The sequence below is a fragment of the Pseudomonas syringae group sp. J248-6 genome, from assembly GCF_032586995.1.
GTDB lineage: Bacteria > Pseudomonadota > Gammaproteobacteria > Pseudomonadales > Pseudomonadaceae > Aquipseudomonas > Aquipseudomonas amygdali.
In genome coordinates this window covers 1-18319 of record NZ_JAWHOP010000009.1, presented here as the reverse complement: position 1 = coordinate 18319, position 18319 = coordinate 1, and the positions used below count along the sequence as shown (strand labels likewise).

General features: G+C 58.0%; 18 protein-coding genes. 12 read left to right on the top strand and 6 right to left on the bottom strand.

Annotated elements, in window-relative coordinates; all coding sequences use genetic code 11:
* Positions 1–42: 42 nt before the first annotated feature.
* Together gluQRS and dksA are read right to left on the bottom strand one after the other, a co-directional pair.
* Entirely contained in the window at positions 43–930 is an 888-nt protein-coding gene (gluQRS, locus tag RYC17_RS13565; RefSeq protein ID WP_316903363.1) for a tRNA glutamyl-Q(34) synthetase GluQRS, read from the bottom strand.
* Between the two features lie 617 nt (positions 931–1547).
* Positions 1548–1988: an RNA polymerase-binding protein DksA gene (gene dksA / locus RYC17_RS13560; RefSeq protein WP_002552063.1), complete on the bottom strand. Its 441-nt coding sequence runs from the start codon at positions 1986–1988 to the stop codon at positions 1548–1550.
* A 350-nt stretch (positions 1989–2338) separates the two neighbouring features.
* On the opposite strand from dksA, the gene RYC17_RS13555 reads away from it, so the two are divergent.
* Positions 2339–3511 (top strand): pyridoxal phosphate-dependent aminotransferase, encoded by a 1173-nt coding sequence (locus tag RYC17_RS13555; RefSeq protein WP_316888556.1) that lies wholly within the window; start codon positions 2339–2341, stop codon positions 3509–3511.
* Positions 3511–4224: a DNA/RNA nuclease SfsA gene (gene sfsA, locus RYC17_RS13550; protein WP_058408993.1), complete on the top strand. Its 714-nt coding sequence runs from the start codon at positions 3511–3513 to the stop codon at positions 4222–4224. Before RYC17_RS13555 ends, sfsA begins: the two co-directional genes overlap by 1 nt.
* Positions 4225–4244: 20 nt before the next feature.
* On the opposite strand, the gene RYC17_RS13545 is transcribed toward sfsA, so the two are convergent.
* A complete protein-coding gene (locus RYC17_RS13545; protein WP_080394953.1) occupies positions 4245–4583 on the bottom strand; it encodes a Rieske (2Fe-2S) protein in 339 nt (112 codons plus the stop codon).
* Between the two features lie 214 nt (positions 4584–4797).
* Here RYC17_RS13545 and deoC point away from each other — a divergent pair, with 214 nt between their 5' ends.
* Positions 4798–5577: a deoxyribose-phosphate aldolase gene (deoC, locus tag RYC17_RS13540; RefSeq protein ID WP_058400372.1), complete on the top strand. Its 780-nt coding sequence runs from the start codon at positions 4798–4800 to the stop codon at positions 5575–5577.
* A 355-nt stretch (positions 5578–5932) separates the two neighbouring features.
* On the opposite strand, the gene RYC17_RS13535 is transcribed toward deoC, so the two are convergent.
* Together RYC17_RS13535 and RYC17_RS13530 are read right to left on the bottom strand one after the other, a co-directional pair.
* Positions 5933–6277, bottom strand: coding sequence for a pentapeptide repeat-containing protein (locus tag RYC17_RS13535; RefSeq protein WP_002552068.1), 345 nt, complete (start codon positions 6275–6277; stop codon positions 5933–5935).
* A gap of 101 nt (positions 6278–6378) precedes the next feature.
* Positions 6379–7917, bottom strand: coding sequence for a bifunctional aminoglycoside phosphotransferase/ATP-binding protein (locus RYC17_RS13530; RefSeq protein WP_122281799.1), 1539 nt, complete (start codon positions 7915–7917; stop codon positions 6379–6381).
* A gap of 130 nt (positions 7918–8047) precedes the next feature.
* Between RYC17_RS13530 and mrcB the strand changes: the two genes are divergently transcribed.
* The 3 genes from mrcB to RYC17_RS13515 are packed head-to-tail and all read left to right on the top strand — an operon-like array spanning position 8048 to position 11456.
* On the top strand, positions 8048–10369 hold the full coding sequence (gene mrcB, locus RYC17_RS13525) for a penicillin-binding protein 1B (RefSeq protein ID WP_058400374.1): 2322 nt from the start codon (positions 8048–8050) through the stop codon (positions 10367–10369).
* Positions 10370–10386: 17 nt separating this feature from the next.
* Positions 10387–11127, top strand: coding sequence for a tetratricopeptide repeat protein (locus RYC17_RS13520; protein ID WP_219170955.1), 741 nt, complete (start codon positions 10387–10389; stop codon positions 11125–11127).
* Entirely contained in the window at positions 11127–11456 is a 330-nt protein-coding gene (locus RYC17_RS13515) for a YqcC family protein (RefSeq protein WP_058400376.1), read from the top strand. The genes RYC17_RS13520 and RYC17_RS13515 overlap by 1 nt, the downstream gene beginning before the upstream one ends.
* A 9-nt stretch (positions 11457–11465) precedes the next feature.
* On the opposite strand, the gene RYC17_RS13510 is transcribed toward RYC17_RS13515, so the two are convergent.
* Positions 11466–11882 (bottom strand): DUF4124 domain-containing protein, encoded by a 417-nt coding sequence (locus tag RYC17_RS13510; protein WP_058400377.1) that lies wholly within the window; start codon positions 11880–11882, stop codon positions 11466–11468.
* 397 nt (positions 11883–12279) lie between these two features.
* On the opposite strand from RYC17_RS13510, the gene RYC17_RS13505 reads away from it, so the two are divergent.
* The 6 genes from RYC17_RS13505 to msrQ all read left to right on the top strand — a co-directional run bounded on the left by RYC17_RS13505 (position 12280) and on the right by msrQ (position 18267).
* Entirely contained in the window at positions 12280–14004 is a 1725-nt protein-coding gene (locus tag RYC17_RS13505; protein ID WP_058400386.1) for an acetolactate synthase 3 large subunit, read from the top strand.
* A 2-nt stretch (positions 14005–14006) separates the two neighbouring features.
* Positions 14007–14498: an acetolactate synthase small subunit gene (gene ilvN, locus RYC17_RS13500; RefSeq protein WP_002552075.1), complete on the top strand. Its 492-nt coding sequence runs from the start codon at positions 14007–14009 to the stop codon at positions 14496–14498.
* Positions 14499–14545: 47 nt separating this feature from the next.
* On the top strand, positions 14546–15562 hold the full coding sequence (gene ilvC, locus RYC17_RS13495; protein ID WP_002552076.1) for a ketol-acid reductoisomerase: 1017 nt from the start codon (positions 14546–14548) through the stop codon (positions 15560–15562).
* Between the two features lie 144 nt (positions 15563–15706).
* Complete coding sequence (pssA, locus tag RYC17_RS13490; protein ID WP_019741330.1) at positions 15707–16558, top strand: CDP-diacylglycerol--serine O-phosphatidyltransferase; 852 nt, start codon at positions 15707–15709, stop codon at positions 16556–16558.
* Positions 16559–16621: 63 nt separating this feature from the next.
* Positions 16622–17635 (top strand): protein-methionine-sulfoxide reductase catalytic subunit MsrP, encoded by a 1014-nt coding sequence (msrP, locus tag RYC17_RS13485; RefSeq protein ID WP_316903359.1) that lies wholly within the window; start codon positions 16622–16624, stop codon positions 17633–17635.
* Complete coding sequence (gene msrQ / locus RYC17_RS13480) at positions 17635–18267, top strand: protein-methionine-sulfoxide reductase heme-binding subunit MsrQ (protein WP_058400379.1); 633 nt, start codon at positions 17635–17637, stop codon at positions 18265–18267. The genes msrP and msrQ overlap by 1 nt, the downstream gene beginning before the upstream one ends.
* The last annotated feature ends 52 nt before the right edge of the window (positions 18268–18319 follow it).

Sequence of the window (18319 nt, the reverse complement as noted above, 5' to 3'; positions counted from 1 at the left end):
TGCAAGCATACTTGCGTCGCAGTTTGCGGCGACCGCTCTGGATCAGTCTATCCGGGCTTCTTCAATATTGCGTAGTCTGGGGATCAGGTCGGCGTTCCAGTGGCGGATTCCCCAGGCAAGCACTTCCTGCGCGGTGCCATCGGTCATGTGCGTATCGAGTGGTTGCCCTAGTGCCCGCAATGCCCGAATCAGCAGAGGGGTGGCCTGTTCGGCCGGCAGCGGTGGCGAGCGATAGGATTTGCCGAGCTTGTGGCCATCCGGCTGGGTGATCAGCGGCACATGCAGGTAGCGTGGCTGGGGCAGGCCCAGCAGTTCCTGCAAGTACAACTGGCGGGGCGTCGAGTCCAGCAGGTCGGCACCGCGCACGATATCGGTCACGCCTTGCCAGGCGTCATCGATTATCACGGCGAGCTGATAGGCATACAGGCCGTCGCGCCTGCGGATCACGAAGTCACCGCTTTCGCGTCCCAGGTGCATTTTGAATGTGTCCTGCACACGGTCTTCGAAGCGATATTCAAGCTCCGGGACCCGGATGCGGATTGCGGCATTCTCGGGCGCATGTCCCGCATTGCGGCAAAAACCGGGATACACGCCTTCAAACGGCTCGAGCTGTTTGCGCGAGCAGGTGCAGGCATAGGCCAGGCCATGATTGAACCAGCGCTGGAGTATTTCGGCGTAGGCATCATGGCGCTCGCTCTGCCGAGCCATCTCGCCATCCCATTCAAAGCCATAGCGCTCAAGGGTTTCAAGAATCGCGGCTTGCGCGCCGGCCACCTCGCGCGGCGGGTCGAGGTCTTCCATGCGTAACAGCCACTGGCCGTCCACTGCACGAGCGTCCAGATAGGACGCCAGTGCTGCGACCAGCGAACCAAAATGCAGATAACCACTGGGAGTCGGCGCAAAGCGCCCGATATAGGCCGGTTTTTTCATGGGCGGGATGTTACGGGTGGCTGGCTTGAGTGGGCAAGCGAAACGCAGTAGTCGTCACGCGGACTCTTTTGACGATGTTCACTCTGCGCCGCGTTGCTCGTTCAAGATCGGACGCAGAGCGTCCAGAACGGCATGCGACGCGGAGCGTCGCACGATAGTTAATACTGTCACGCCCTACACGCAGCCGCTGCCAACGCAAAGCTTTTCGGTCGCGATAGCACTGGCGACGCAAAACAGGAGCGAAGGGATTTGCCTACTTTGGCCCCATCAAAGTAGGTCTCTGAGGGGCGAAAAGGGGACTTGAGCAGAATCCAACCCACCTGACATCACAGAACTGCCATGTGACGCAGAGCGTCCAGAACGGCATGCGACGCGGAGCGTCGCACGATAGTTGAGATTATCGTTCCTCACGCTCCAGCGTAGGAATGCCGTGCGTGACGCTCGGCGTCACATATCTTTGCCGCATCGCAAATTCAAGATCGGACGCAAATCCAGAACGACGAACCGAAGTGAAGCGTCGGCACGCGAGGCAACGCGCGCACTGGCACTAGGGGCGCGATTCGAGCAGGCACAAAAAAAGACGCCGAAGCGTCTTTTCAGTCAAAGGCGGCCCCAGGTCATTTACCGACCTGTTTTTCCTTGATTTCTGCAAGTGTCTTGCAGTCGACGCACTGGTCGGCAGTCGGGCGCGCTTCAAGACGGCGAATGCCGATCTCTACGCCGCACGATTCACACCAGCCGTATTCTTCGTCCTTGATCAGTTGCAGCGTCTTGTCGATCTTCTTGATCAGCTTGCGTTCGCGGTCACGGGCACGAAGTTCGAGGCTGAACTCTTCTTCCTGACTGGCACGGTCGGCCGGGTCGGGGAAGTTGGCAGCTTCGTCCTTCATATGATCTACCGTTCGGTCGACCTCTTGCATCAAGTCCTGCTTCCACTTGTTCAGGATCTTGGTGAAGTGCGCGCGCATGGGCTCGCTCATGTACTCCTCACCCTTTGTTTCCGGGTAGGGTGCAAAGCCGCCGATTAGATGGCTGTGTTGCTTTTCTGGGGTGGGCATGTCTGGACCGCCTCTCACTCTTCTAATCTATTGCGCAGGATTGTTCCATCACCGACACCCGTCGGCCCTGCAGCTGCAAGCGGGCGAACTTACCAGATCAAATCGGAGTGCGCTACTCCCGGTTGTCGAGCATGACGACGCCGTCCGCTTACAGAGATGGCTATTTCACATCTGCCCTTCAGTTAAATGAACTCTAGTCGATGCGCACCGTCGTAGCTTTCTTTTATTCAGCGTTTGATGAACGGGTTTTTCAGCCCGTTAACGCACCGTAGGGCGGTCGGTTCGGTAGAATCATGCCGCGTCGTCATGACAATCATGTTTTTAATACCCGCACCCATAAAGGAATATCCATGACCCAGCCTTACAGTGCACGTAGTCGCGCCATCGAACCTTTTCATGTGATGGCGCTGCTGGCGCGTGCCAATGAACTGCAGGCAGCGGGTCATGACGTTATTCACCTTGAAATCGGTGAGCCCGATTTTACGACTGCGCAGCCCATCATCAAGGCTGGCCAGGCTGCACTGGCAGACGGCAAGACCCGCTACACCGCCGCTCGCGGCCTTCCGCAACTGCGCGAAGCCATTTCCGGATTTTACGCCCGACGCTACGGCGTTGATATTGATCCCCAGCGCATTCTGATCACTCCGGGCGGTTCGGGCGCGTTGTTGCTTGCCAGCAGCCTGTTGGTCGATCCGGGCAAGCATTGGTTGCTCGCCGACCCTGGCTACCCTTGCAATCGACACTTCCTGCGTTTGATCGAGGGCGAGGCGCAACTGGTGCCGGTCGGTCCGCAAGAACGCTATCAACTGAATCCCGAACTGGTGGCGGCTCACTGGAACCAGAACAGTGTCGGCGCGCTGGTGGCATCACCTGCCAATCCTACTGGCACGCTGTTGAATCGCGACGAGCTGGCAGCCTTGTCCCAGGCGCTGAAAGCTCGCAACGGCCACCTGGTTGTGGATGAGATCTACCACGGCCTGACCTACGGCGTGGAGGCCAGCAGTGTGCTGGAGGTGGATAACGAAGCGTTTGTCCTCAATAGTTTTTCAAAGTATTTCGGCATGACAGGCTGGCGCCTCGGCTGGCTGGTTGCACCGCAAGACGCCGTGGCCGATCTGGAAAAACTGGCGCAGAACCTCTACATCAGCGCACCAAGCATGGCGCAACATGCCGCGCTTGCCTGCTTTGAGCCTCAGACACTTGAAATATTCGAGCAGCGGCGCGCCGAGTTCGGCCGTCGCCGGGACTTCCTGTTGCCTGCGCTGCGCGAACTGGGTTTCGGTATTGCCGTCGAGCCGGAAGGGGCATTCTATTTGTACGCCGACATCTCGGCGTTTGGCGGCGATGCCTTCGCGTTCTGCAGGCACTTTCTGGAAACCGAGCATGTCGCTTTTACGCCAGGCCTGGACTTTGGTCGCCATCAGGCTGGGCATCATGTGCGCTTTGCCTATACACAGAGCCTGCCGCGCCTTCAGCAGGCAGTCGAGCGAATTGCTCGCGGTTTGCGCAGCTGGGGTGCCTGATGCGCTTTGCTCCGCAGCTTGAACAGGGTCGTCTGCTGGTCCGTTACAAACGCTTTCTGGCTGATATCGAAACCGACAGCGGCGAGCTGTTGACCATTCACTGTCCCAACACCGGTTCGATGCTCAACTGCATGATGCCCGGTGGGCGTGTGTGGTTCAGTCGGTCAAGTGACCCGAAGCGCAAGCTGCCGGGCACTTGGGAAATCAGCGAGACCCCGCAGGGCAGGCTGGCCTGTATCAATACCGGGCGAGCCAATACGCTGGTTGAAGAGGCCCTGCGCGCCGGGGTTATCAGCGAACTTGAAGGGTTTACGGCGCTCAAGCGCGAGGTAGCCTACGGGCAGGAAAAGAGTCGTGTGGACTTTCGCCTGGAATACCCTGATGGCTATCTGTATCTGGAAGTGAAAAGTGTCACGTTGGGTTTCGATGATTCCAGTGTCGCTGCGTTTCCCGACGCGGTTACCCAGCGTGGTGCGCGGCACTTGCGTGAACTGGCCACGCTGGCGCGCGAGGGCGTGCGGGCCGTGTTGTTGTATTGCGTCAACCTCACCGGTATCGACGCCGTGCGACCCGCAAAGGAGATCGATCCGGCTTACGCGGCTGCGTTGCGCGAAGCCATTGACGCTGGTGTGCAAATTCTTGCCTACGGTGTGCACCTGACGCCAGACGAAATTGTTATTGACCGACGACTGCAGCTGCACTGGCTGGATTGAAGCGTTCTGGGCGTGGCGAGTCAGCCCTCGTCATCCTCCATGGGCAGCGACACCCAGATCCCCTCAGCATCTTCACGGCTCTGGATTGCCGTCAATGACTGGCCTTCGCAGGGGCCGGCAACGCATTCGCCATTCTCGATCAGAAACAACGCCCCATGCGTAGCGCACCGGATCAGGCTGGCACTGCTGTCGAGGAATTGATCCGGCTGCCATTCCAGAGCGATACCGCGATGCGGGCAGCGGTTTTGGTAGATGAACACTTCACCCTGACGACGTACTGCCAGCAATGCGTGTTCGCCCAGCTCGAAACCCCTGCTTTGGGCTTCGTGCAAGTGACTTGAGGTGCAAAGGAATTTCAAGAAGCCTCCACAGGCCTGTTTTTTGGGTAGACGCCTGACCTGGGTAGTCTGACAGCTTCTTTGGATTGTCGCGTTGTCGTACGCCGGGCTTGTTACAGGCTGCGTCAGTTTTTTCCTGTCTTCCTGTGGCTTTTTTCTCTGAGCATGGTGCTCACGCCTGCTGGCCTTCAAGCCCGTATATCGTTCTGCCTATGTTTTGCAGAGCGAATACGCCATGAAAGAGATGACAGCAGATGATGAGCGGCTGGCGCGTCAGGTCATAAGGCTGCTTGAGCTGTTTGCCCTCAATGCCGACGACACGGAGCAGCGCATCGTCGGCATTTGTCAGCGCGCATGGACGCCTGTGGGGCAGGTTGCCGCGGTCTGCGTGCAGCCGCGTTTCGTGTGTCTGGCGCGTACCACCCTGGACCGTATGCAGGCGCATGACATCAAGGTTGTCGCCATAGTCAATTTCCCTCATGGCAGCAGCAACATTCAGTCAGTGACCTCGCAAGTTCGCGCCGCGTTGTTGTCCGGCGCGGACGAAATAGATGTGGTGTATCCCTTTCGCGCACTGCTCGGCGGAGATCGGCAGCCCGGCCTTGAGATGATATCGGCGTGCAGCTCATTATGTGCAGGGCGGGTCAAACTCACTGCGACACTTGAAACCGGCGATCTGCGCGATTCACAAATGATCCTCAATGCTTGCCGCGATGCGATTGTTTCGGGTGCCGACTTTATCAAGACCAGCACAGGCAAATCAGCCACCCACGTTACACCGCAGGCTGCGCGGGTGATGCTCGAGTCCATCGCGGACGTCGGCGGGCAGGTGGGGTTGAAAGTTGCTGGAGGGATCCGGACGTTCGACGAGGCACGTTTTTACATGATGCTGGCGCGTGCCCGTTTTGGTCGGCAATGGATGAATGCCGGGCGCGTGCGGTTGGGTGGCTCAAGCTTGCTGGACGATTTGCTGGCCAGACTTGGCCTGTATGAGTCATATGGCAACGGTTTTTGAGAGGTGGGCAGCTTTTTGAAGGACAAAAAAAGACCCGGCAAAGAGCCGGGTCAAAAACCGTGATTAGCCTGATGAGGAGATAATCTGAAAGTCCGAACCAAGGTCTTTCAGTTACCGTCCAGTCTCGCGACCGGATGTGATAATCATAACGATTCTCATTTGTAAGTCAACAGTTCTTTTGACCCTGTCCATGCTCTTCACCTGACAACTATCCATAGGCCAAAAATGCCTTGCACGGCATAACGGCTGGCTGCGCATGGCCGCGATATTTTAGAGGGGGAGAGTTTCAGAAATGAAGCGACACAGCGCCAGCCTGACATGCATTGCGCATGCAGGCTGCGACGGTTTTACAGTTTTAGCGGGTGCGGTAGCGCAGGCGCGTACCGAAATTTACCGACATCAGAATCTCGTCAGCCGAGAGCTCGGCGGGGAAGAACACGCCTGAAATCTGTGCGTGAGCGATGCTCGCACCTTCCATCGGCGTGTGCCGCAGGTCCAGGCCGCGAAGGTCGGCAGACCGAAAGTAGGCGTCGGTGAAGTCGATACCGGCGGTGTCCAGTGCCCGCAGGTCCAGCCCTCGAAAGTCACCCCCGGCCATATCAATGGTGCCGGTTCGCGGTTTTTCCTGGTTGAAACCTTCGACATCATCTTTACGCAGCAGCATATAAAGCGGTGAGTCGATCTGTTTGGGCTGGCTCATGATGGCCTCGGACATGTGGTTGCGTTGGAATTATGACGCCATTATATCGCCATCATTATGGGGCCGTGAAGCATTACCCGCTCAACGGCCATGTACCGGTTTTAAAGCCCCGGCAGGCGCTGGCGCAGGTTGTCGATGAGACTGTCCAGCTCACTGCTGATGTGGGTGGCAACCTTCTTGCTGCGCAGCGTTTCCTCTGCGCTGAGCGGTTCGCGGTTGGCCTGCTGGGCCTCGATGACCTCCAGGGTTGCGTCGGAAGGATCATTGTTCTGTGCCTGACGCTGGGCAAGCCAGCCAGCGATCACTGCCTGTGGTGCTTCGCAATCGAGGATCATAAACGGCACGCCGGTGTTTTCGGCGACTTTTGCCGCTGCATCACGCTGCCCATGCTTGAGGTAGGTGGCATCGATCACTACCGAGAAGCCTGCGCGAAGGGTTATACCGGCAAGTTCGTGCAGGTGTGCATAGGTTGCATCGTTGGCTTGCGCGCCATACATCTCTTCATCTCGCCCGGCAAACAGGCGCTTGCGCTCTATGTCCGAACGCAGGCGAATGGCGCCCAGCGATTCCACCAGGCGCATTGCGACATGGCTTTTGCCGACGGCTGATACACCGTGGGTAATTGTCAGGAACGGTGAGGGAATGGCGCTGTAGCTTTCGGCCAGATTGGCGTAGTTGCGGTATTGACGAAGCGTCGCTGCGCGCTGCACACCGTCGGCATCGGATGGCTGGCTGAACAGGGCCACTTTGGCACGAACCATCGCCCGATAAGCCTTGTAGAAATTCAGCAGTTCCAGGCCTGCGTAGTCGCCGGTGACTTCCAGGTACTGGCTGATCAGGCGCCGGGAAAGGGATTTCAGGCCGCGGTCCTCAAGGTCCATTGCCAGGAAGCCGATGTCGGCGTACACGTCGGTCTTGCGGAACGGTTCGTTGAACTCGATGCAGTCAAACAGCACGACCTTGCCGTCAATCACTGTCGCGTTGCCCAGATGGATGTCGCCGTGGCATTCGCGGATGAATCCGTCGGCCTTGCGCTGAGCCAGCAGTGGCTTGAGCCGCGCAAAGCTAGACTCTGCCCACGCCTGCAGGGCGTCGAGCTGTGTCAGATCGGATTTTTCGCTGATCAGTGGACGAATCTGCTCAAAATTCTGTACCACAGGGGCCATGACGCTGTCAGGCGAGCCCAGTTCGCTTTCGGTTCCGACCTGCGGTGAGGTGAGGTGGAAGCCTGCGATCTGGCGCGCCAGTTCGTCGATATGCGCAGTGGTCACCTCTCCGTTGGCTTGCAGGGTGCTGAGCAAGCCGTCCTGTGAAAATTGCTTCATCTTCAAGGCGTATTCGATGACTTCGCCGTCGCCGCCCAATTGCGGCGCGTCGACTGTGCCGGTGATCGGCAGCACTTCGATGTAGAGGTCGTCGGTCAGGCGCTGATTGAGGCGCAGCTCTTCGTGACAGAAATGCTTACGCAGAGCCAGGGTAGTGAAATCCAGAAAACCGAAGTTCATCGGTTTCTTGAATTTGTAGGCATACGGGCCAGTCAGCAGAACCCACGAAATGTGCGTTTCGATGAGCTGGAAATTTTCCACCGGATGTGGGAAAAGAGCAGGGTTCTGCAGGGCAGCAATCAAAGACTGGCTCACGGGTGATCCTTCAGGAATGTGTTCAAAATGTAAGTAAGCGATGCCGCCATTATGGCCGCTTGGCGCGAGGCTGCAAACCGCAGACTCGGGCGTCTGTCGATCCTTGCTAAAGTGCGTATAATCCGCGCCCATGACTCGATCCCGCACCTCTCGTTCTCCTAAAAAGCAACCTCCTCGCAGCCTGAACAAGTGGCTGGGCTGGGCGTTGAAGCTCGGTATTGTCGGCCTGGTTCTGCTGGGCGGCCTGGCCATTTACCTCGATGCAATCGTTCAGGAGAAGTTCTCCGGCAAGCGCTGGACCATTCCGGCCAAGGTCTATGCACGACCGCTGGAGCTGTTCGTCGGGCAGAAGCTGAGCCGTGACGATTTTCTCATCGAACTCGACGCCTTGGGTTATCGCCGCGAAAGCGTCGCGAATGGCCCCGGCGCTGCGGCGGTGAATGGCAATACCGTCGACCTCAACACGCGTGGCTTCCAGTTCTACGAGGGCACTGATGCGGCGCAGCAGGTGCGCGTGCGCTTTTCCGGCGATTACGTCGCCGACCTGTCATCAGGTAATGGTGCCAAGCTTGCCGTGGCGCGGCTTGAGCCCTTGCTGATTGGCGGGCTTTACCCGAAGAACCTCGAAGACCGGATCCTGATCAAGCTTGATCAGGCACCGCCGTATCTGCTTGACGGGCTGGTGGCGGTCGAGGACCGCGATTTCTACCACCACTTCGGCGTGTCACCCAAGTCCATTGCCCGGGCTATCTGGGTGAATACTTCGCAAGGACAGATGCGCCAGGGCGGCAGTACGCTGACCCAGCAGTTGGTCAAGAACTTCTACCTGACCAACGAGCGCAGCCTGACCCGTAAGCTCACCGAAGCCATGATGGCGGTCTTGCTGGAGATTCATTACAGCAAGCAGGAAATCCTCGAGGCTTACCTCAATGAAGTATTTGTCGGTCAGGACGGTCAGCGTGCAGTGCACGGTTTCGGTCTGGCCAGTCAGTATTTCTTCAGTCAGCCGCTTTCCGAGCTGAAGATTCATCAGGTGGCGATGCTGGTCGGGCTGGTCAAGGGGCCGTCCTTCTACAACCCGCGGCGCAACCCCGAGCGTGCTCTGGAACGTCGTAATCTGGTGCTCGACCTGTTTGAACAGCAAGGTGTGGCCACCCCCGAAGTGGTGGCCGCCGCGAAGAAAATGCCACTGGGCGTGACCAAAACCGGCACGCTCGCCGATAGCTCGTTCCCGGCGTTCCTGGATCTGGTCAAGCGCCAGTTGCGCGAAGACTACCGCGATGAAGACTTGACCGAAGAAGGGCTGCGGATCTTTACCAGCTTTGATCCGATCCTGCAGATGAAGTCCCAGGCCGCCATGGACGACACGTTCAAAAAGCTCGCCGGGCGCAAGGGTGTGGATGAAGTAGAGGCGGGTATGGTCGTCACCAACCCGGAGACCGGTGAAGTGCAGGCGCTGATTGGCGGTCGCGAGGCCGGGTTCTCGGGCTTCAACCGGGCGATCGATGCAGTGCGTCCGATTGGCTCGCTGGTCAAGCCGGCTATTTACCTGACCGCACTGGAGCGTCCGAGCCAGTACACGCTGACCAGCTGGATTGCCGACGAACTGTTTCAGGTCAAGGGCGCTGATGGCCAGATATGGAAACCGCAGAACTACGATCACAAGTCGCATGGCAACATCTTTCTGTATCAAGGGCTGGCGCACTCCTACAACCTGTCGACTGCCAAGCTGGGCCTTGAGCTGGGTATTCCGACTGTGTTCAAGACACTGGCCAAGCTGGGTGTAACGCGTGAGTGGCCTGCTTATCCGTCGATGCTGCTGGGCGCGGGCGGCTTGAGCCCGATGGAAGTCGCCACCATGTACCAGACCATCGCCAGTGGCGGGTTCAATACGCCGATGCGCGGTATTCGCAGTGTGCTGACCGCCGAAGGTGAACCGCTCAAGCGTTATCCGTTCAAGATCGAGCAGCGTTTCGATCCGGGTGCCATTTATCTGGTACAGAATGCGATGCAGCGTGTCATGCGCGAAGGGACGGGCAAATCTGTTTACAACGTGTTGCCAAGCTCGCTGAACCTGGCGGGCAAGACTGGCACCAGTAACGACTCGCGCGACAGCTGGTTCGCCGGTTTCAGTCAGGATCTGCTGGCAGTGGTGTGGATGGGCCGTGATGATAACGGCAAGACTCCGTTTACCGGTGCCACTGGTGCCTTGCAGGTCTGGACCAGCTTTATGCGCAAGGCCAATCCGCTGCCGCTGGACATGGCGATGCCGGATAACGTCGTTCAGGCGTGGGTCGATGCTCAGACCGGTCAGGGTTCTGATTCGAGCTGCCCGAATGCAGTGCAGATGCCGTATATTCGCGGCAGTGAGCCCCAGCCCGGCGCGACATGCGGCGGCGCTCCGGCACCTGCCACTGAGGTGATGGACTGGGTCAAGGGTTGGTTGAACTAGGCAATCGAGGTTTTGAAGTGAATAAATGGTGGATTCCCGCTTTAACGGCACTGGCCTTGCTGAACGGCTGCGCCAGTGTGGAACGCGGCTCGATTCCGGTCGTGGATTCGAGCTCCAAGGTGTCCAACGGCGAGCGCGCGGCAGCGTCGCGTAATGGCACTTATCGAACCAACACCGCTCCAGTCCAGCAGCCGCAAGCCGTGCCGCAGGATTCGGGTGTCGTGGTGATGGTGCCGGGCGCTGGTGGTGCTGATGCAGGGCAGAGCTTCTCTGCGCCGGCCAGTCAGGCGCCGTTCAGTGTCAACACGCCGCCTGTCGACGCGGCTCCGGTCAATCAGGCCCCGATCAGCCCGGCTCCGGCGAACAACAGTTACAGCATGCCGGCTGCTTCTGCACCTACCGGTATTCCGTCCAGTGGCGGCGGTTTGTCAGAGGACGAGCAGCTTGACGGTCCGGTACTGGCGTTACTGACCACGGCACAGCAACAGCAAAGCAGTGGCGACCTCAACGGCGCATCCTCAAGCCTTGAGCGTGCGCAGCGTGTTGCCCCGCGTGAGCCTCAGGTGCTTTATCGTCTGGCTCAGGTGCGTCTGGCTCAGGGTGATGCAGCCCAGGCCGAGCAACTGGCTCGTCGCGGTCTGACCTACGCCAACGGGCGTACCAGCCTTCAGGCCAGCCTCTGGGGTCTGATCGCTCAATCTCGCGAAAAGCAGGGTGATGCGGCCGGTGCTGCGCTGGCTCGCCAAAAGGCTCGCTGATGGACGTGCGTTTGCCTGAGGTGGCCGAGCAGTTGCTGTTGATAGAGCGCGAGTTGCGCGCGCTGGGCTGGTGGGATGCGACGCCGCCCAGCGAGCAGGCGCTTGCGAGTCAGGAACCGTTCAGCGTCGATACGCTCGAGTTCGCGCAGTGGCTGCAATGGATCTTCCTGCCGCGCATGAAAGTCATTCTTGAGCGCGACCTGCCGCTGCCCAATGCGTCCGGCATTCTGGAGATGGCCGAGATGGTCTATGCCGGGCGCCTGGGTGAAACCCGGCTGCTGCAACAGCATCTGGCACGGTTCGACCAGTTGATTACAGCCGCTCGCTGAGCCAATCCTCTAGCGACAGAATTCGCTGATGGCTTTCTCGGTTTCTTCGGTACGCGTCTTGCGGTTTTCTTCCGTAAGACGCCTCGATTCTCCTCCAACCTGCTCGCGTACTCGCGGATTATTCTGCAACTGCGCAAGATTGGTGCGCAGGGTTTCGCAATTTTCCGCGCGTTTCGCTTCCTGAGCTTTCACCTGACTTTTGACTTTCTGCTCAATGGCGCGTTGCTGTGCGGCTCCGTCGTCCGCAGGAGTGCTCGGTGCAGCGGCAGGCGGCGGCTTCTGCACATTGATTTCCTGTACCTGCTGGCCGGTGGGGGGTTGAGCATCGAAATGCGTCACGCCCTGGGCGTCGACCCACTTATAGATTGAGGCGGCCTGGCTGGTTGTGCTGAGGGCCAGTGCGGCTGCGAGAATCATCCAATGCATGTCGTGTCCTTGAGAGTCTGTGCATACAGAAAACTACCATAACGGTGCATTTCAGTCCGAAACGGTGCGATTTCGCCGGTCCGCTGTCAAGAAAGCGCACGGATCACTTGACTTGAAGGGGGGGAATCACAACAATCCAAAGTTCGCTGTAGAAGGACTGCCAGAAGCAGACCCTCTCAGTAGATCATGAGGCGCACACCCGCGCCGACCTGTAACACCCGCAACGCGTTACCTCGCGCTGGGTGGGAATGTTCCGCAACACTCAGGGACCTCCCAATACTTGCTCAGTCAGTGCTGACGTAGTCGGCGACCACCGTCGCTCATGCTCTGCTGGCAGTAAACCTATTAAGACCCGTCCCGGAGTGGGCGGTATTCTGGCGTTTTAGAGGTGAACAACGTGGAGCTTTTATCTGGCGCTGAAATGGTCGTCCGCTTTTTGCGTGACGAAGGCGTTGAGCATATCTATGGGTACCCGGGTGGTGCCCTCCTGCATGTCTACGATGCCCTGTTCAAAGAACCGGCGGTAAGCCATATCCTTGTTCGCCACGAGCAGGCTGCCACGCACATGGCCGACGGCTATGCGCGGGCTACCGGCAAGGCGGGCGTGGTGCTGGTGACGTCCGGCCCGGGTGCAACCAATGCCATTACCGGTATCGCCACGGCGTACATGGACTCCATTCCGATGGTGGTTCTGTCCGGTCAGGTAGCGAGCACACTGGTGGGTACCGATGCGTTCCAGGAGACCGACATGATCGGTATCTCTCGGCCGATCGTGAAGCACAGCTTCATGATCAAGCACCCGTCGGAAATCCCGGAAGTCCTGAAAAAGGCTTTCTACCTGGCGCAGTCCGGTCGTCCAGGCCCTGTCGTGGTCGACATTCCGAAAGACATGACCAACCCGGCCGAGAAGTTCGAATACGTCTTCCCGAAAAAAGCCAAGCTGCGCTCCTACAGCCCTGCGGTTCGTGGCCATTCCGGCCAGATCCGCAAAGCCGTCGAGATGCTGCTGGCGGCCAAGCGTCCTATCGTCTACGCCGGTGGCGGGGTGATCATGGGCAATGCGTCGGCGCAACTGACCGAACTGGCACAACTGCTCAACGCTCCGGTCACCAATACCCTGATGGGTCTTGGCTGCTATCCGGGCACTGACCGCCAGTTCGTCGGCATGCTCGGGATGCATGGCAGCTACACCGCCAACCTTGCGATGCACCACACCGACGTCATTCTGGCTGTAGGCGCGCGCTTTGATGATCGTGTCATCAATGGCGCGAGCAAGTTCTGCCCGAACGCAAAAATCATCCACATCGACATCGACCCGGCTTCGATCTCCAAAACCATCAAGGCCGACGTGCCTATCGTCGGTCCTGTCGAAAGCGTGCTGACCGAAATGGTCGCCACGTTGAAAGAGATCGGCGAGACACCTGACAAGGCATCCGTTGCGGCGTGGTGGAAGCAGATTGACGAGTGGCGCGGTACGGGTGATCTGTTCCCGTACAACCATGGCGATGGCACGGTCATCAAGCCGCAGGCCGTTATCGAAACGCTGTGCGAAGTCACCAATGGCGACGCTTATGTCACCTCGGACGTCGGCCAGCATCAGATGTTCGCTGCGCAGTACTACCGTTTCAACAAGCCGAACCGCTGGATCAACTCGGGCGGTCTGGGCACGATGGGCTTTGGCTTCCCGGCTGCGATGGGCGTCAAGCTGAGCTTTCCGGATGCGCACGTTGCCTGTGTGACCGGCGAAGGCAGTATCCAGATGAACATTCAGGAACTGTCGACCTGCCTGCAGTACGGCTTGCCGGTGAAGATCATTCTGCTCAACAACGGTGTTCTGGGTATGGTCCGTCAGTGGCAGGACATGAGCTATGGCTCGCGTCACTCGCATTCCTACATGGAATCGCTGCCTGATTTCGTCAAGCTGGTCGAAGCCTATGGCCACGTCGGCATGCGTATCACTGACCTGAAGGACTTGAAGCCGAAGATGGAAGAAGCTTTTGCCATGACTGATCGTCTGGTGTTCATGGATATTCAGGTCGATGTGACCGAGCACGTCTACCCGATGCAGATCAAGGACGGCTCCATGCGCGATATGTGGTTGAGCAAGACGGAGCGGACATAATCATGCGCCATATCATTTCCCTGCTGCTGGAAAACGAACCGGGTGCATTGTCTCGCGTCGTCGGTCTGTTCTCCCAGCGCAACTACAACATCGAAAGCCTGACGGTTGCGCCGACCGAGGACCCGACCCTGTCGCGTCTGACGCTCACCACCGTAGGCCATGATGAGGTGATCGAGCAGATCACCAAGAACCTCAACAAACTTATCGAAGTGGTCAAGCTGGTCGACCTGTCGGAAAGCGCTCACATCGAGCGCGAACTGATGTTGGTCAAGGTCAAGGCCACTGGCGCGCAGCGTGCCGAGATCAAACGCACCACGGATATCTTCCGCGGGCAGATCGTCGACGTGACCGCCAGCGTTTATACCGTGCAGCTGAGCGGCACGAGCGACAAACTGGACAGCTTCATTCAGGCCATCGGCACCGCCGCTATCCTGGAAACAGTACGCAGCGGCGTAACGGGCATTGCCCGTGGCGACAAAGTGCTGAGCATTTAAATCAATTAAGCAAATGGCCTGAACGGCCAAGATAACAGGGGATTTCCATGAAAGTTTTCTACGACAAAGACTGTGACCTTTCGATCATCCAGGGCAAGAAAGTCGCCATCATCGGTTACGGTTCGCAAGGCCACGCTCAAGCGTGCAACCTGAAAGACTCCGGCGTTGATGTCACTGTTGGCCTGCGTAAAGGTTCGGCTACTGTCGCCAAGGCCGAGGCTCATGGCCTGAAAGTGACTGATGTTGCTTCTGCCGTTGCTGCTGCCGACCTGGTCATGATTCTGACCCCGGACGAGTTCCAGTCCCAGCTGTACAAGAACGAAGTCGAGCCGAACCTGAAAAAGGGCGCAACACTGGCGTTCTCCCACGGCTTCGCGATTCACTACAACCAGGTTGTACCGCGCGCTGACCTCGACGTGATCATGATCGCGCCAAAGGCTCCGGGCCACACCGTGCGTACCGAGTTCGTCAAGGGCGGCGGTATTCCTGACCTGATCGCGGTTTATCAGGATGCTTCCGGCAACGCCAAGAACGTTGCCCTGTCCTACGCTTCGGGCGTTGGCGGCGGCCGTACCGGTATCATCGAAACTACCTTCAAGGACGAGACCGAAACCGACCTGTTCGGCGAACAGGCTGTTCTGTGCGGCGGTACTGTCGAGCTGGTAAAAGCTGGTTTCGAAACACTGGTTGAAGCTGGCTACGCGCCGGAAATGGCCTACTTCGAGTGCCTGCACGAACTGAAGCTGATCGTTGACCTCATGTACGAAGGCGGTATCGCCAACATGAACTACTCGATCTCCAACAACGCCGAATACGGCGAGTACGTGACCGGCCCTGAAGTCATCAACGCTGAATCCCGTCAGGCCATGCGCAACGCTCTGAAGCGCATCCAGGATGGTGAATACGCGAAGATGTTCATCAGCGAAGGCGCTACCGGCTACCCTTCGATGACCGCCAAGCGTCGTAACAACGCTGCCCACGGTATCGAAATCATCGGCGAGAAACTGCGCTCGATGATGCCTTGGATCGCTGCCAACAAAATCGTCGACAAAGACAAGAACTAAGCTTTAGCTTCGCAAAAAAACGCGGCCAATCGGTCGCGTTTTTTCGTTATGGGTCAGGCTCTGGTATAAAGCTGCATCGTTTGCCGCCGAACCCTCGCGGCAGACCTCTGTCGAACCTTTTCATACCGCTGCAAGGTAATCTCCATGAGCGAACGTCCCGAGGAGCCCAACAAGGCCTCCGACGCTGAAAGTCTGCTACCTATCGATGAACATGTGGAAGAAGGCCATGACGCCGAAGGCCGGCAGGTCCGGCATCGCGGTATCTATCTGCTGCCCAACCTGTTTACCACCGCGAACCTGTTCGCTGGCTTTTACTCCATCATCAGTTCCATGAGCGCACAAAGCGCGATGAGTGCAGGTGATACCGCTGGTGCGAGCAAGTATTTCGCGTTCGCTGCCATTGCGATCTTCGTCGCCATGGTTCTCGACGGGCTGGATGGTCGCGTTGCGCGCATGACCAACACCCAAAGCGCGTTTGGTGCCGAGTACGATTCCCTGTCCGACATGGTCGCCTTTGGTGTGGCACCCGCGTTGCTGGCATTCGGTTGGGCATTGGGTGACATGGGCAAGGTGGGCTGGATGGTCGCCTTCATCTATGTGGCGGGCGCGGCATTGCGTCTGGCGCGCTTCAACACTCAGGTCGGCAAGGCTGACAAACGTTACTTTATTGGCCTGGCTAGCCCTGCTGCGGCAGGTGTTGTAGCTGGCACGGTCTGGGCGTTCAGTGATTTCGGGATTCAGGGTTCGAAGTTGTCGTTCCTGGTGGCCTTGCTGGTTGCGGCTGCAGGCATGCTGATGGTCAGCAACATCAAGTACAACAGCTTCAAGGAGCTGGACCTGAAAGGGCGTGTACCTTTTGTTGCGATTCTGGCCGTGGTGCTGGTGTTTGCCGTGGTATTCAGCGACCCGCCACGCATTCTGCTGCTGATATTCCTCGCCTACGCACTGTCGGGACCTATTCAGTATCTATTGCGTCGTCATAAAGCCTCTCAATGATCTAATTTCCACCATACTCCGTAGTCTACTGGTGCATCAGTTCCCTTAGGCTATGGAGTCATTATGCTAATCAAGCTTCCTTCTGCGTCCGACTCCAAAGAGTCTGACGTCACGCCTGAATCCATCTATCTCTCTCGACGTACATTGCTCGGCGGCTCGCTTGCGGGTCTGGCCGTCACGGCGCTGCCGCGCTGGGCAAGCGCTGCAGATGCTTCGCGCTATGCGGATGTAGAGCCCGGGAAAGCGCCGGGGTGGTTTGCCGACAAGCTGCCTTCCACTAAATGGCAGGCGGTCAATGTCAAGGATGAGGCGATCACGCCGTTCAAGGACGCCACCCACTACAACAATTTCTACGAGTTTGGTACCGACAAGGGCGATCCGGCAAAAAATGCCGGTTCCTTGCAGACTGAACCGTGGAGCGTCGTGATCGATGGTGAAGTCGGCAAGCCGGGCCGCTATGCGCTGGAAGACTTCATGAAGCCTTACCAGTTGGAGGAGCGGATCTATAGGCTGCGCTGCGTCGAAGCCTGGTCGATGGTCATTCCCTGGATGGGCTTTCCTATCTCTGCACTGCTTAAGCAGGTAGAGCCGACCTCGAAGGCCAAATACATTCGCTTCGAAACGCTTGAAGACCCAAAGTCCATGCCTGGGCAACGCTCTGACTTTGCCCTCATCGACTGGCCGTATGTAGAGGGGCTGCGACTGGATGAAGCGATGAATCCGTTGGCGATCCTTGCGGTGGGCATGTATGGGCGTGAATTACCTAATCAGAACGGCGCGCCGCTGCGTTTGGTGGTGCCTTGGAAGTATGGCTTCAAGAGTGTGAAGTCCATCGTGCGTATCAGTCTGGTCAGTGAGCAGCCGAAGACCACATGGCAAAGCATTGCGGCAAATGAGTACGGCTTCTATGCCAACGTTAACCCGACGGTGGATCACCCTCGTTGGACCCAGGCCCGAGAGCGTCGCTTGCCGAGTGGGCTATTCAGTCCGAATCTGCGCGACACGAAAATGTTCAACGGTTATGAGGAGGAGGTGGGTGCCTTGTATGCCGGTATGGATCTGAGGAAGGACTATTGATGCGATACCCGTTCTGGCGTCTGGCTGTATTTCTCGCCGCGTGTGTTGCGCCGGTCTGGTGGCTCTATCAGGCATGGATCTTTGCCCTGGGTCCTGATCCGGGCAAGGTTCTGGTAGAGAACTTCGGGCTGGCGACTCTGGTGATGTTGCTGATCACAATGTCCATGACGCCTTTGCAGCGTCTGACCGGCTGGCCGGGATGGATCGTTGTCCGTCGTCAACTGGGGTTGTGGTGTTTTGCTTATGTGGTGCTGCACATGACGATGTATGCGCTGTTCATCCTCGGGCTGGATTTAGGTCAGTTGGGCGTGGAGCTGGTCAAGCGTCCTTATATCATCGTGGGTGCGTTGGCGTTTCTCGGGCTGCTGGCTTTGGCGGTGACGTCCAATCGCTATAGTCAGCGTCGACTCGGGGCGCGCTGGAAGAAGCTGCACCGGCTTATATACGTGATTCTGGGGCTGGGCTTGCTGCACATGTTCTGGATTGTCAGGGCTGACCTTAAGGAATGGGCGCTGTATGCGGGGATAGGTGCGTTCCTGTTGCTGTTGCGGATTCCAATGATTACAAGGCGAATCCCGCGTCTTGGAGGTTCTGCCGGGACAGGATCGAAGAAAGTTCAAAATAACGGTTGACGCCCTCTGTGATCTGTCTATAATTCGCCCCACTTCCGGCGCAGACGGAAAC

Excerpts from the sequence above, each read along its gene's own strand:
- deoC (WP_058400372.1), top strand. The coding sequence starts at position 4,798 with ATGAAAGAGATGACAGCAGATGATGAGCGGCTGGCGCGTCAGGTCATA.
- dksA (WP_002552063.1), bottom strand. The coding sequence starts at position 1,988 with ATGCCCACCCCAGAAAAGCAACACAGCCATCTAATCGGCGGCTTTGCA.
- pssA (WP_019741330.1), top strand. The coding sequence starts at position 15,707 with ATGAGCGAACGTCCCGAGGAGCCCAACAAGGCCTCCGACGCTGAAAGT.
- ilvN (WP_002552075.1), top strand. The coding sequence starts at position 14,007 with ATGCGCCATATCATTTCCCTGCTGCTGGAAAACGAACCGGGTGCATTG.
- sfsA (WP_058408993.1), top strand. The coding sequence starts at position 3,511 with ATGCGCTTTGCTCCGCAGCTTGAACAGGGTCGTCTGCTGGTCCGTTAC.
- ilvC (WP_002552076.1), top strand. The coding sequence starts at position 14,546 with ATGAAAGTTTTCTACGACAAAGACTGTGACCTTTCGATCATCCAGGGC.
- mrcB (WP_058400374.1), top strand. The coding sequence starts at position 8,048 with ATGACTCGATCCCGCACCTCTCGTTCTCCTAAAAAGCAACCTCCTCGC.
- RYC17_RS13555 (WP_316888556.1), top strand. The coding sequence starts at position 2,339 with ATGACCCAGCCTTACAGTGCACGTAGTCGCGCCATCGAACCTTTTCAT.
- msrP (WP_316903359.1), top strand. The coding sequence starts at position 16,622 with ATGCTAATCAAGCTTCCTTCTGCGTCCGACTCCAAAGAGTCTGACGTC.
- gluQRS (WP_316903363.1), bottom strand. The coding sequence starts at position 930 with ATGAAAAAACCGGCCTATATCGGGCGCTTTGCGCCGACTCCCAGTGGT.
- msrQ (WP_058400379.1), top strand. The coding sequence starts at position 17,635 with ATGCGATACCCGTTCTGGCGTCTGGCTGTATTTCTCGCCGCGTGTGTT.
- RYC17_RS13515 (WP_058400376.1), top strand. The coding sequence starts at position 11,127 with ATGGACGTGCGTTTGCCTGAGGTGGCCGAGCAGTTGCTGTTGATAGAG.
- RYC17_RS13535 (WP_002552068.1), bottom strand. The coding sequence starts at position 6,277 with ATGAGCCAGCCCAAACAGATCGACTCACCGCTTTATATGCTGCTGCGT.
- RYC17_RS13510 (WP_058400377.1), bottom strand. The coding sequence starts at position 11,882 with ATGCATTGGATGATTCTCGCAGCCGCACTGGCCCTCAGCACAACCAGC.